This is a genomic window from Proteiniphilum sp. (assembly GCF_034331125.1).
In the GTDB taxonomy this organism is placed as follows: domain Bacteria; phylum Bacteroidota; class Bacteroidia; order Bacteroidales; family Dysgonomonadaceae; genus Proteiniphilum; species Proteiniphilum saccharofermentans.
Map to the genome: position 1 here is coordinate 23,984 of NZ_JAXQGC010000057.1, position 13,124 is coordinate 37,107.

At 44.6% G+C, this 13,124-nt stretch carries 9 protein-coding genes; 7 read left to right on the plus strand and 2 right to left on the minus strand.

Features of this window, described 5'->3' with window-relative positions; genetic code table 11:
• Window positions 1-7: 7 nt before the first annotated feature.
• A complete protein-coding gene (locus tag U2P89_RS13695) occupies window positions 8-1,093 on the minus strand; it encodes a tetratricopeptide repeat protein (RefSeq protein ID WP_091909911.1) in 1,086 nt (361 codons plus the stop codon).
• A gap of 268 nt (window positions 1,094-1,361) precedes the next feature.
• Between U2P89_RS13695 and prmA the strand changes: the two genes are divergently transcribed.
• The 3 genes from prmA (at window position 1,362) to U2P89_RS13710 (ending at window position 6,749) form a co-directional block, all read left to right on the plus strand.
• Entirely contained in the window at window positions 1,362-2,201 is an 840-nt protein-coding gene (gene prmA, locus U2P89_RS13700) for a 50S ribosomal protein L11 methyltransferase (protein WP_091909907.1), read from the plus strand.
• Between the two features lie 81 nt (window positions 2,202-2,282).
• The gene (locus tag U2P89_RS13705; RefSeq protein ID WP_092025237.1) at window positions 2,283-3,953 is read left to right on the plus strand and encodes a putative transporter; all 1,671 of its coding nucleotides are present in this window, start codon (window positions 2,283-2,285) and stop codon (window positions 3,951-3,953) included.
• A gap of 126 nt (window positions 3,954-4,079) precedes the next feature.
• The gene (locus tag U2P89_RS13710; RefSeq protein ID WP_091909902.1) at window positions 4,080-6,749 is read left to right on the plus strand and encodes a 4-alpha-glucanotransferase; all 2,670 of its coding nucleotides are present in this window, start codon (window positions 4,080-4,082) and stop codon (window positions 6,747-6,749) included.
• Between the two features lie 200 nt (window positions 6,750-6,949).
• Here U2P89_RS13710 and U2P89_RS13715 read toward each other — a convergent pair whose 3' ends face one another.
• Window positions 6,950-7,942: a class II fructose-bisphosphate aldolase gene (locus tag U2P89_RS13715; protein WP_076930673.1), complete on the minus strand. Its 993-nt coding sequence runs from the start codon at window positions 7,940-7,942 to the stop codon at window positions 6,950-6,952.
• Window positions 7,943-8,393: 451 nt separating this feature from the next.
• Between U2P89_RS13715 and ald the strand changes: the two genes are divergently transcribed.
• From ald to cydB, 4 genes are all read left to right on the plus strand, one after another.
• Window positions 8,394-9,503 carry an alanine dehydrogenase gene (gene ald, locus U2P89_RS13720; protein WP_092025234.1) on the plus strand — a complete coding sequence of 370 codons (1,110 nt, stop codon included), beginning with the start codon at window positions 8,394-8,396 and terminating at the stop codon, window positions 9,501-9,503.
• A 275-nt stretch (window positions 9,504-9,778) separates the two neighbouring features.
• Window positions 9,779-10,087: a DUF3467 domain-containing protein gene (locus tag U2P89_RS13725; RefSeq protein WP_076930671.1), complete on the plus strand. Its 309-nt coding sequence runs from the start codon at window positions 9,779-9,781 to the stop codon at window positions 10,085-10,087.
• Window positions 10,088-10,247: 160 nt separating this feature from the next.
• Complete coding sequence (locus U2P89_RS13730) at window positions 10,248-11,810, plus strand: cytochrome ubiquinol oxidase subunit I (protein ID WP_322191662.1); 1,563 nt, start codon at window positions 10,248-10,250, stop codon at window positions 11,808-11,810.
• Window positions 11,811-11,848: 38 nt separating this feature from the next.
• Window positions 11,849-13,003, plus strand: a complete 1,155-nt coding sequence (gene cydB, locus U2P89_RS13735) for a cytochrome d ubiquinol oxidase subunit II (protein ID WP_091909408.1) — start codon at window positions 11,849-11,851, stop codon at window positions 13,001-13,003.
• Window positions 13,004-13,124 lie beyond the last annotated feature (121 nt).

Here is a 13,124-nt window from a genome sequence, read left to right on the forward strand (position 1 = left end):
TTTTCCATTACTCCTCGTCTCCTTTTTCAAACCATATTACAAAATCGATCGCTTCTCCGGGATTCTGTTGCCACCATTCCAAAGATTCAGGAAAATAGGATACACTTATATAACGGCAGAAAGTGTCGTAATATTCAGAGTCTGCAATATGGGAAAAGAAGGGAATATAAAAAGTCCAGAAAACGCCTTCTTTAGCACCTTTGCTCTCCCGGGTGAGTACATTCATAATCTCTTTGTTGACAGTTTTGAAAAGGATGAAGTCATCTTTTTCTTCAGATGAGTTTTTCAGGGAATCGAGTGTGGAGGTAATAGCATGGTATACGAAATTGCGGTTCAACCCTTCTTCAATGCTTAAAGGCGGAATTTTATCGGCCTGAGCTATGGTGTCGGGTTTGTTGCGCATCATCTGTTGCTGGATGAATGACCTTTGTACGGGCGCTTCATCCGTTTTGATACGCATGATGTTCAACATTTCCTCGAAGGCGCCCTTCGACCGTTTACTGTCCGGTTCTAACAGGAGAAACATCTGGAATGATAATATGCTTTGTACCCATAATCCGCTATCGTTAAGTGCATACGCATTCAGTAAAAAGGCACCGCTATGGGATTTATCCAGGTCAATAGATCTTTTTACATGTTCCAATGTTTTGTCGTTATCTCCTTTTTTATAATAATTCAGCGCTAAGTTATAATGCAGCACGAATCCATCCCCATTTTTTATCAGGCCTTCCTGAAGCAATGCTATGGCTTCATCTACCTTGTCCATTCCCGCCAGCGCCTCGCTTTTTACCGCATAGGCACCCGGGGATAATTGTTTGTTGCCGGAATTGACTACCTGGGTACTGTATTTTGATGCATTTTGATAATCCTGTAATGCCAGATAGGATAGTGATAACTCGTAAATTGCCTGTACTGATTTGGGATCGAGCGTAAGCGCCTCATTATATTTATCGATAGCTTCTTTGAATTTACCTTCATCATGCAGTTCAACTCCTTCGTGGATCAATTCCTCCGCTTTGGCATTCTGCCCGTATGAAAGAAACAACGGGGCGGCGGCAACCAATATAGTAATCAATAATATAGTCCTTTTCATTATCGTGTAGTCTGAGTTTAATAATCGTTCCCACTAAGCGATATTATAGAAGACGGGTATGTCCGGATTATGTTATCACGAAAGAACGACTAAATTTTTTGCGTGGATAAAAATAGGACAAAAAAAGATAAGTTCCGGTTCTTATTGGCAAAATCCACTTCATTTGTAACACAAATAAACAAATGGCTCCCTAAAATAAAATGATTTTTACATTTTTTGGTCTCAACACAAACTTGAATTACCTTTGTCCCTTATTTTAATAATCATCATGCAGTATATACAGGTACAATTCAGTTGTGAACCCAATACGGAGGTGTTAACAGATGTCCTCTCGGCCCAGTTGGGAGAAATAGGGTTCGAGTCGTTTGTCCGGACAGAAACGGGGTTGGATGCATATATTCCTTTATCCGGTTTATCGCTTGGTAAAGTGGACCTACTTCTTTCTGAATTTCCGCTGGAAGCGGAGATCACTTATTCCTGCCTTGAAATGGAAGATAAGAACTGGAACGAAGAGTGGGAGAAAAACTACTTCCAGCCGGTGGTTATTGATGATATGCTGTGTATACACAGTTCATTTCATAAGATAGGCGGTGAGTTCAAATACAGTATATTGATTGATCCCAAAATGTCGTTCGGCACAGGGCATCACCAGACCACGGAATTGATGATGAGGGAGTTGTTGGAAATGGAACTGCAAGGCAAGTCCCTTCTCGATATGGGGTGCGGTACCGCTGTCCTGGCTATCCTGGCATCCATGAGGGGCGCTTCCCCTATAACCGCCATCGATATAGATGAATGGGCATATCATAATGCGATGGAGAACGCGCGGCTGAATGGTATCGACAATATCCGCTTGTTTCAGGGCGGGGCGGAATTGCTCGGCGATGAAACATATGATGTGATACTGGCCAATATTAACCGGAATATTCTCCTGCAGGATATAGCGGCATACAGGCAGGTTTTGAATAGAAACGGAATGCTTGTGATGAGCGGTTTTTATAAGGAAGATATTCCTGCCATACGTGCTGCTGCCGAAGGCCGGGGATTAACTTACGGACACTTTTCCGAAATAGATCAATGGGTGGCTGTTGCATTTTGTTATCAATAAAATAAGCACTACCTTTGTGCCGATTTTCAGAAGGACCGATAAATTTATCTGTTTTAGGTTATTAGATTGGGTTATTAAGATATGGAGTGGTTGATAGAATTAATTACCGGAACGAGTATAGCACATTCAATACTTGTGATGGCTTTGGTAATCTCGATAGGATTGCTATTGGGTAAGGTAAAGATCTTTGGAATTTCTCTCGGAACGACCTGGATACTCTTTTTCGGTATCTTTCTCGGGCATATAGGCCTGCAGGTCGATGAAAATATACTCCATTTCCTGAAAGAATTCGGATTGATCCTGTTTATATATTCTATCGGGATGCAGGTCGGCCCCAGCTTCTTTTCCTCATTCAAACAGGGAGGCATCACTCTTAATATACTGGCATCCGGCGTAGTGCTGCTGGGCGTATTGATCACCTATATTATACATCTGGTAACCGGATTGCCTATTGCTACCATGGTAGGCATATTGTCGGGAGCTGTTACCAATACACCGGGACTCGGAGCAGCACAGCAGACCTATACCGATGTAATGGGAACTACCGATCCTACTATCGCTACAGCCTATGCGGTTGCTTATCCGTTGGGAGTGGTGGGGATCATTTTGAGTATCGTTCTTTTCAGACATATCTTCAAGGTGAATTTTGCCAAAGAGAACAGTACTTTGGATGGTAATGATGCTTCCAAGATGACGGAAGCGCATATGTACTCCCTGCAGGTAATGAATCCCTCTATCTTCGGGAAAAATATCCGTGAAGTGAAACGGTTAATTGACAAGGAATTCGTCATATCAAGGGTATTATATGCAAAAACCGGCGTGTTGGATGTCCCTCAAACAAAGACCATACTCGAAGAGAACGACAAAATACTGGTTGTTTCCAACCTGAAGAATATAGATGTGATTGAAGCGTTTATCGGACAACGTATCGACATGGACAGAAGTGAGTGGAATAAACTGGATTCACAACTGGTTTCACGCCGGATATCGATTACTAAACCTGCGATCAACGGACGTTCCATAGGCAGCCTGAAATTGCGGAATCTGTTCGGCATCAATATCACCCGGGTGAACCGTGCCGGGGTTGACCTGATTGCCGACTCCCGTCTTCAATTGCAACTGGGCGACCGCGTGACAGTCGTGGGCTCGGAAGAATCCATCGCCAATGTGGAGAAATTCCTTGGTAATTCATTGAAACGTCTCAGGGAACCCAATCTCATCTCTATTTTTATAGGTATTGCATTGGGAGTACTTCTGGGAAGTATTCCATTTATGATTCCGGGTGTTCCCCAGCCGGTAAAACTGGGACTGGCAGGCGGGCCGCTTATTGTGGCTATATTGATTAGTAAATTCGGGCCGAAGTACAAACTCATCACATACACAACCATGAGTGCCAACCTGATGCTGAGGGAGATAGGCATTGCGTTATTCCTTGCCTGTGTAGGGCTCGGTGCCGGTGAGAATTTTGTCGAAACAGTCGTGAATGGAGGGTATAAATGGGTTGGTTATGGGGTTATTATTACCGTGGTACCCTTGCTGGTCATCGGTACCATCGGCCGAAAGGTCTATAAACTGAACTATTTCACCTTGATGGGATTAATTGCAGGTAGTATGACTGACCCTCCGGCATTGTCCTATGCAAATGCCACAGCAGGGAATGACATGCCTGCGGTGAGTTATGCAACTGTCTATCCGCTTACGATGTTCCTCAGGGTGATCACGGCCCAATTGCTGATCCTTCTCTTCCTCTGAATCGTTTTACCGTCCCGCAAACGATTGCATGGGAATCCGGATAAAAAGCGCAGGCTTTTATCCGGCTCCTTCATGAAACATTGTAGCTTTGCTTGTCAACCATAAATAGTTAACAGATATTGGCTAATGGCACACCTTATATTTACAATGAATTATCATACCGCATGGGGTGAACAGGTTTGTCTTTGCGGGAATACTCCGGAACTTGGGGATTTAAATGAAGACCGGGCGATCACGCTTGATGCTGATGGAGGCAACTGGTCTGCTGCAGTGGATATTGAAGAGGCAACAGATATCGGCTACTACTATTTCATCAGAAAAGGAGGATATACCATTCGCCGTGAATGGGGGAGTAACCGCAAGATCCATATTACAAAGGGGCGGAGGGAATTCATTATCAATGATCTTTGGAAGAACAAATCATATCATTCCTATCTTTATTCCACAGTTTTCACAGATACTGTTTTCAGGCATGAAAGAAAGCCACTCCCTTCAAAATATTATCCTCATACTCTCTTGTTGAATGTGATCTGTCCTTATGTCTCCGGCGATCAGTCATTGATGATCACAGGTGAATGCCAGGAACTGGGTGTATGGGATTTGAAGTTGGCGAAACCGCTCTCTTATATCGATGAAGGGGAGTGGCAAATAATGCTTGATGCAAAAAAACTGCCTGCAAAGAGTGAATATAAATTTGTAATCGTAGATAAAAAAAGCGGTGAGGCGGTACACTGGGAAGATGGTATAAATCGCCTGTTAACGGCAACGGCAGCACATAGGGGAAACACTGTACAGGTAGAAATGGGGTTGCTCTTTCATTATCAGGGATTTACTTATCGGGGCACAGGTACGGCTATTCCTGTCTTCTCCCTGAGGACTGGCGACAGCTTTGGTGTAGGTGACTTCGCCGATCTGCGCAAGATGGTCGACTGGGCAGCACTCACCCGGCAGCAGCTGATCCAGTTGTTACCTGTGAATGATACCACAGCCACTAAAACCTGGCGAGACTCATATCCTTATAGTGCCATTTCAGCCTATGCCCTCCATCCCATATATCTTGGCTGCAGTGATTACCCGTTGAAAGTGAAGAAAAAACAGAATGCTTTCCTGAAAGAGGCAAAAGAGTTGAACAGCTTGCCCGACTTGGATTACGAAAAAGTATTGTCGCTAAAGACCCGCTATAGCCGGGAACTCTTTCAGCAAGAGGGAGAGGAGGTTCTTGTATCGGAGGGTTATATTGCTTTTTATAAAAAGAATGAATCATGGCTTTTCCCCTATATGTGTTATTGCTTCCTGCGTGATAAGTATGGCTGTGCCGATTTCAGGGAGTGGGGGGACTATGCCTCTTACAATGGTACGGCATTGAAGGAGATGGTCGATACCGATGCCGAAGCCAGAGTGGAGACACAATTCTGGGCTTTCCTGCAATACCTGCTTCATCAGCAATTCTCCGGCGTGAAAGTATATGCCAATGAAAGGGGAGTGGCACTAAAAGGAGATATCCCCATCGGTATCAGCCGTAACAGCATAGACGCATGGGTAGCCCCTGACCTCTATCATATGGATACCCAAAGCGGTGCTCCACCCGATGATTTCTCATTCTTCGGCCAGAACTGGGGTTTCCCCACATATAACTGGCAGATGATGGAAAAGGACGGTTATGCCTGGTGGGTAAACCGCTTCCGCAAGATGGCAGATTACTTTGATGCCTACAGGATAGACCATATCCTGGGTTTTTTCCGTATCTGGGAAATACCGCTCGACGCCGTGCAGGGGTCGCTTGGGCACTTTAGGCCTGCCCTGCCTTTTTGGATAGAAGAGATCAATCGTGCGGGAATCCCCTTTGATGAGGAACGGATGGTACAACCGTTTATTCATGAACACTTTCTGGCGGATATTTTTGGGGAGCATACCGAAGAAGTGAAGAGGGAATACCTTGAAATAACAGGGTGGCAGCGGTTTAAATTGAAATCACACTGCAATACCCAAAGAAAAGTTAAACAACTGTTTGATAATAAAAAAGATGAAAAGAGCAGGAGGATATGCGACGGGCTTATGTCTTTGTGCGCAGAAGTGCTCTTCGTGCGTGATCCGCAGGATCATCACCGGTATCATCCGCGTATTACGGTGCAATATACTCATTCATATCGCTATCTTGACACCCACGTAAAGGAGGCGTTCAATCGCCTGTATGACGAATTTTATTATCACCGGCATAACTATTTCTGGCGTGAAGAGGCAATGAAGAAATTACCGGTACTTATCTCATCCACCAGGATGATGGTCTGTGGAGAGGATTTAGGTATGGTTCCCGACTGTGTACCGTCGGTGATGCATGAATTGCAGATGTTGAGTTTGGAGATCGAGCGGATGCCAAAAGACCCATTCGCCACTTTCACCGATCTACAGCGGTTGCCTTATCTGTCGGTATGTACTACTTCCACGCATGACATGTCGCCCCTTCGTCTATGGTGGACTGAAAACCGGGAACTTACACAGCGCTATTACAACGAAGTATTGCATCACGAAGGAGTTGCTCCGGCTGAGTGCAATATTACTATCTGCCGACAGATTATTGAACGTCATCTTCGTTCGTCAGCCATGTGGGTAATCCTGCCGTTGCAGGACTGGCTGTCTATCGATGAAAAACTGCGTAATCCCGATATTGCCACCGAGCGGATCAATATACCAGCAAATCCGGAGCACTACTGGCGTTACAGGATGCATATCTCCCTGGATGACCTGCTTAAAGAGACTGCCTTTAACGAGAAAGTGGCAGCGCTTTCCGGTCGGTAATTGGAGGTGGGAAGGTGATAAAGTACCTGAGTGGGTAGATGCCCGGATGGTCTGGAATGAAGATGGTAAGAGTCTTGTAGATTTGGTGATAAAGTACCTGAGTGGGTAGATGCCCGGATGGTGTTAAGTGGTAAAGTGAAAGAGGGTAGAATCCACGGTGTGGATTTACCCTCTTTTCAAATTATGTTATCTCTGTATGGTCACGCTTTTCCGGCGCTTCCCAATACACTTTCAGTCTTGTGCATATAGAGTTTCTTCAACTCTTCACGTGCCGGGCCGAGGTATTTACGCGGGTCAAATTCAGCCGGTTTGGTAGCAAACACTTCACGTACGGCTGCAGTCATGGCCAGACGTCCGTCGGAGTCGATATTGATCTTGCAAACAGCCGATTTGGCAGCTTTGCGCAATTGTTCTTCCGGGATACCGATTGAATCGTCCAGTTTTCCTCCGTATTTGTTGATAGTTTCCACATATTGCTGGGGAACGGAAGAAGATCCGTGGAGAACGATGGGGAATCCGGGGATCCGTTTTTCAATTTCTTCGAGGATATCGAAACGCAATGGGGGCGGAACCAGTACACCATGTTCGTTGCGGGTGCATTGTTCAGGAGTGAACTTGAAAGCACCGTGTGAAGTACCTATGGAGATGGCCAAAGAGTCAACACCGGTACGTGTCACAAAATCCACTACTTCATCGGGTTCGGTATAAGTATGGTGTTCTGCCTGTACATCGTCTTCAATACCTGCCAATACGCCGAGTTCTCCTTCCACGGTTACATCGTGTTGGTGGGCATACTCAACCACTTTCTTTGTCAGGGCGATGTTTTCTTCATAAGGAAGATGTGATCCGTCGATCATCACAGAAGAGAAACCACTCTCTATACAATCCTTGCAAAGCTCAAAGCTGTCGCCATGGTCGAGATGGAGCACGATAGGAATTTCATATCCCAGTTCTTTTGCATATTGTACGGCCCCCTGAGCCATGTAACGCAATAATGTCTGATTGGCGTATTTACGTGCGCCGCTCGATACCTGCAGGATTACAGGAGACTTTGTTTCAACACAGGCCGAAATAATAGCCTGAAGTTGTTCCATGTTGTTGAAATTGAAAGCAGGAATAGCATAGCCGCCGTCTACTGCTTTCTTAAACAGCTCTCTTGAGTTTACAAGACCCAATTCTTTATAACTTACCATTGTTCTAATTATTTATTTTATTTATTATAGATTGAAAAATCTGAAATATTGTCACAAAAATACGATATAATCCGTAATGAAAGAAATTTTTATGCGAAAGAGTCATTAAAAATGATTATTCAACCGTGAAAAAAGACAAATCGATCCATTCATAAATCCGTTTGAATAGATTGTAGATTTATTTTTTCTTTTTATTTTTGCATATGAAACGAGCATGAAAATGATTTCACCAAAGATCATGATTAAAAGCGAGTTGCCTACAGTTAAGATTTTTAATGGAAGTCGGCGATTTCGCTTCGCTCAATTGTCATATGACACCATTGAAAATAAATAATTTTAGTCATATGAAACTATCATATTATAACAGATCACTCAGAATTAATACCGTTGCAATTATTTATCACCTGATTCTAATATTATTTTACAACAACTTATAATTTTTTTTATTATTATGATCGTAGGAATACCCAAAGAAATTAAAGTCAAAGAAGGAAGAATAGCCATGACGCCTGATGGTGTTTCGGAACTTACCGGTCGGGGACACAAAGTTTACGTGCAGAAAGGTGCCGGCATCAAAAGTAACCTGCCGGATGAGAGCTATGTAAAAGCCGGAGCTGTCATCCTTGACCGTATTGAAGATGTGTATGGGATTGCGGATGTGATCGTGAAAGTGAAAGAACCGATAGAAAGCGAATATCATCTGATAAAAAAAGATCAGGTGGTATTTACCTATTTTCACTTTGCATCCGACAAAAAACTCACTGAAGCCATGATTTCGAGCGGAGCTGTCTGCATTGCCTATGAAACGGTAATGAATGACAAAGACGGGTCACTGCCGTTGCTCACGCCCATGAGTGAGGTGGCCGGCCGTTTATCTGTCCAGGAAGGTGCCAAATATCTGGAAAAGCCGCAGGGTGGCAAGGGTATTCTGCTGGGGGGTGTGCCTGGCGTGAAACCGGCCGAAGTAGTGATCATCGGTGGTGGAGTGGTCGGACATAATGCCGCCCTGATGGCTGCCGGATTGGGAGCAAATATAAAGCTACTCGATATTAACCTGAACCGTCTTCGGTATTTGTCGGAAATCCTTCCTCCAAACGTAGATACCCTTTACTCCACAGAGATGTCTATTGCAGAATCGATCAAAACCGCCGACTTGGTGATCGGTGCCACCTTATTGGTGGGTGCCAGGGCTCCGCACCTGGTTAAGCGGGAAATGCTCAAAGAAATGGAGCCAGGCACGGTAATGGTAGATGTTTCCGTAGACCAGGGCGGATGTTTCGAAACTACACATCCTACCACACATGCCGATCCAATTTTTGATGTGGATGGCATCGTCCACTATTGTGTTGCCAATATGCCCGGGGCCGTTCCCATTACCTCCACACGCGCACTTACCAATGCCACGCTGCCTTACGTGATAAAGCTTGTTGAGATGGGATGGGAAGGGGCTTGCAGGCAATATCAGGATTTACGCTACGGATTGAATATTATAAAAGGGGATGTGGTGTTTAAAAATGTGGCCGACTCGCTGGATTTGCCTTACACGCCATTGGAATTATAAGGAATACAGAATATCTTCTGCCCGGAAAATAGGAAATTATCCCGATGATTCTTCAATGTGGTATTTGGCTAATCAGTAGTTGGTGAATAGATCTACAAAAGGAAAGAATTTTCTTCTTTTCTTTTGTAGATTGGAGAAAATTAAGTTTCTTTGTTTAAACTATTTTAATAGTTCAAAGAAAAGCACTGTTTGTTTGATAATCAGGCATACACTGCATTTCTACGTATCCAAACGGTCATATTATGTGCCAGAGTTATTAAATTCACAGTCAAATAATGGAAAATTTCAATAAGAACAACGAAATACAGATTGAATTAAGTGATGAAATTGCACAGGGGATTTACTCCAATCTGGCAATTATATCGCATTCCTCGTCGGAATTTGTTGTTGATTTTGTCCGTATTGTCCCGGGTGTGCCTAAAGCGAAAGTCAAATCGAGAATCATACTCACGCCTGAACATGCGAAGAGGTTACTGATGGCATTGAAAGATAATATCGATAAATTTGAGCAGCAGAACGGGTCGATCAGGATTCAGGGCGATCCTGGTTTCTTGCCGCCCATAGGTGGGATAGGGCAGGCTTAGGTTCACATATTGCCTGGCGGTCTTGGTATATCCCACCGCATGAAAAAAGGAAATAGGGGAAATTTATTTAAAAATCACAAAAGGCGTTGTAAATAATGCGTGGTAAACGCTATGGAAAGACGCTGTCAATGGAATAATTAAGATTAAATATTCAAAATTTATGGATCTATTAAGTGTGTCTACAGTCAATTGGTCGAGAGCTCAATTCGCTCTTACTGCCGGCTATCACTGGATATTTGTCCCGCTCACTATTGGGTTGGCACTTATTATGGCCCTCATGGAAACCATGTATGTGAGGACGGGAGATGAAAAATGGAAACAAGTTACCAAGTTCTGGCAAAAAATCTTCGGTATCAACTTTGCGATTGGAGTGGCTACAGGTATTATCCTGGAGTTCCAGTTCGGTACCAACTGGTCGAATTACAGTTGGTTCGTGGGGGATATCTTTGGAGCTCCCCTTGCCATTGAAGGGATCGTTGCTTTCTTTATGGAAGCCACATTTATCTCTGTCATGTTCTTTGGATGGAACAGGGTAAGCAAGAAAATGCATCTTGCCTCCACTTGGTTAGTGTTTGCCGGGGCTACGTTGTCGGCATTCTGGATTCTGGTTGCCAATGCCTGGATGCAATATCCTGTCGGAATGGAGTTTAATCCCGAGACAGTACGGAATGAAATGGTTGATTTCTGGGCTGTAGTCCTTTCGCCGGTAGCATATAATAAATTCCTGCATGCCATCTTCTCCGGATGGGCAATCGGAGCCGGTTTTGTGGCAGGCGTCTCTGCGTGGTACCTGTTGAAAAAACGGCATATAGATTTTGCCCTGAAAAGTGCAAAGGTAGGAGGCATAGTAGGGCTGGTCGCTTTTGTGATGCTGGCAGTTACCGGTGACGGCTCCGCCTATGAAGTGTCACAGAAGCAGCCGATGAAGCTGGCCGCCATGGAGGGTCTTTATGAAGGGAAAGAGGGTGCCGGTTTGGTGGCAATAGGAATGTTGAATCCAGCCAAACAATCGTATGACGATGGAGTGGATTCTTATATTTTTAAGTTGGAGATACCTAAACTGTTATCGTTCCTTGGATACAGGAACCTGAACGCTTTCGTACCCGGGATCAAAGATATTGTAGATGGAGGCTATACCCTTCAGGACGGAACTACCGCCCTCTCTTTTGAAGAGAGAAAAGCCCGGGGAGAAAAAGCTATCCAGGCACTGGCCGATTATCAGACCGCCATAGCGGAAGGACGTGATGCCGATGCAGCCAATCATGAGATTATTCTCAGGGAGAATTATGCGCATTTCGGTTACGGTTACCTCGAAACAGGGAAAGATCTGGTACCCGATGTACCTCTTACATTCTATACTTTCCACTTGATGGTGGTCATAGGACTTTATTCTATCCTGTTCTTCGCGATCCTTCTCTATTTTATCTACAAGAAAGATTTGCGTGACACAAAATGGTTGCTATATGTGGCATTGTGGAGTATACCTCTGCCCTTTATCGCCGGCCAGGCAGGATGGATAGTGGCAGAAGTGGGCCGCCAGCCATGGACTATCCAGGATATTCTTCCGGTACAACTGGCTGCGTCCGCAGTATCCCCGGGCAATATTATTACTACCTTTATCATTTTTACGGTATTGTTTACGGGAATGTTAATCGCAGAAGCGGCTATTATGGTAAAACAGATCAAAAAAGGCCCGGATCCCCTTCCCGGGGAAGAGGCCTGATCCCGTTACATGGTTAAACAGACTAAAAGATAAAAACAATGATAACATACGACTTTCTACAAAAATACTGGTGGTTTGTAATGTCGCTTCTTGGCGGATTACTGGTGTTCCTGATGTTTGTGCAGGGAGGCCAGTCCATGTTGAACTCCCTTTCGAAGAAAGAGGATGAGAAGAAGCTTCTGATCAACGCACTCGGACGCAAATGGGAATATACCTTTACCACGCTGGTCACTTTCGGGGGTGCCTTTTTTGCATCGTTTCCACTCTTCTATTCGACCAGCTTCGGAGGTGCCTATTGGGCATGGATGATTCTACTTTTCTGCTTCGTATTGCAGGCTATATCCTATGAATACCAGTCCAAGCCGGGGAATATCTTTGGCCCGAAGACCTATCGCGCATTCCTGTTCCTGAATGGTGTGTTGGGCACATTTTTGTTAGGTGTGGTGGTCTCCTCTTTCTTCACCGGGTCAGAGTTCACCGTGGGTAAAGGCAATATTGCCGGGCTGGGTGCCTCAGGTTTTACCATCAGCCAGTGGCAAAACCCGCTTCACGGGCTTGAGCTATTGGCAAATGTAAGGAACCTGAGCCTCGGGTTGGCGGTACTCTTCCTTGCCCGTACCATGGCAAGCCTTTTCTTTGTGAACCGGCTCGACCATGAAGTACTCGAAGCGAGATCACGCAGATTTACTTTGTATAACGGGGTGCCTTTTGTGGTTTTCTTCCTTGTCTTTTTGATCTGGACGCTGGTCGCTGAAGGTTATGCTGTAAATCCCGAGACAAAAGTGATATATATGGAGAAGATGAAATACCTTCATAATTTCATCGAGATGCCGATCGTATTGGTACTCTTTGTGCTGGGAGTATTGTCCGTCCTGTATGGTATTTTCAATACGGTTTTCAATAAAGGGTTTAAGAAAGGAATCTGGTTCGCCGGTGCAGGTGCTATCGTGACTGTGACTATGCTTCTGCTGGTGGCCGGTTATAACAATACTGCCTATTATCCCTCATCGGTTGACCTGCAGAGTTCACTTACCCTGCAAAACTCTTCTTCGAGCTATTTTACGCTTTCGGCTATGGCGGTAGTTTCACTTCTCGTGCCGTTCGTGATTGCCTATATATTCTATGCCTGGAGGGCGCTGGAGAAAAAGAAACTGAGCCTGGATGACCTGGAATCCGACGGACATGCTTACTGATAGTGAAATTTTCGATAGATAATTTTCGATGTATAGATGAGGGTACGGGATCCACGTATCCTCATTTATTTGTATGTCGGGCATGGTATTAAGCTTGCAGGATGTAAGTTCCTGTATGTGC

Excerpts from the sequence above, each read along its gene's own strand:
- U2P89_RS13695 (WP_091909911.1), bottom strand. The coding sequence starts at position 1,093 with ATGAAAAGGACTATATTATTGATTACTATATTGGTTGCCGCCGCCCCG.
- prmA (WP_091909907.1), top strand. The coding sequence starts at position 1,362 with ATGCAGTATATACAGGTACAATTCAGTTGTGAACCCAATACGGAGGTG.
- U2P89_RS13705 (WP_092025237.1), top strand. The coding sequence starts at position 2,283 with ATGGAGTGGTTGATAGAATTAATTACCGGAACGAGTATAGCACATTCA.
- U2P89_RS13710 (WP_091909902.1), top strand. The coding sequence starts at position 4,080 with ATGGCACACCTTATATTTACAATGAATTATCATACCGCATGGGGTGAA.
- U2P89_RS13715 (WP_076930673.1), bottom strand. The coding sequence starts at position 7,942 with ATGGTAAGTTATAAAGAATTGGGTCTTGTAAACTCAAGAGAGCTGTTT.
- ald (WP_092025234.1), top strand. The coding sequence starts at position 8,394 with ATGATCGTAGGAATACCCAAAGAAATTAAAGTCAAAGAAGGAAGAATA.
- U2P89_RS13725 (WP_076930671.1), top strand. The coding sequence starts at position 9,779 with ATGGAAAATTTCAATAAGAACAACGAAATACAGATTGAATTAAGTGAT.
- U2P89_RS13730 (WP_322191662.1), top strand. The coding sequence starts at position 10,248 with ATGGATCTATTAAGTGTGTCTACAGTCAATTGGTCGAGAGCTCAATTC.
- cydB (WP_091909408.1), top strand. The coding sequence starts at position 11,849 with ATGATAACATACGACTTTCTACAAAAATACTGGTGGTTTGTAATGTCG.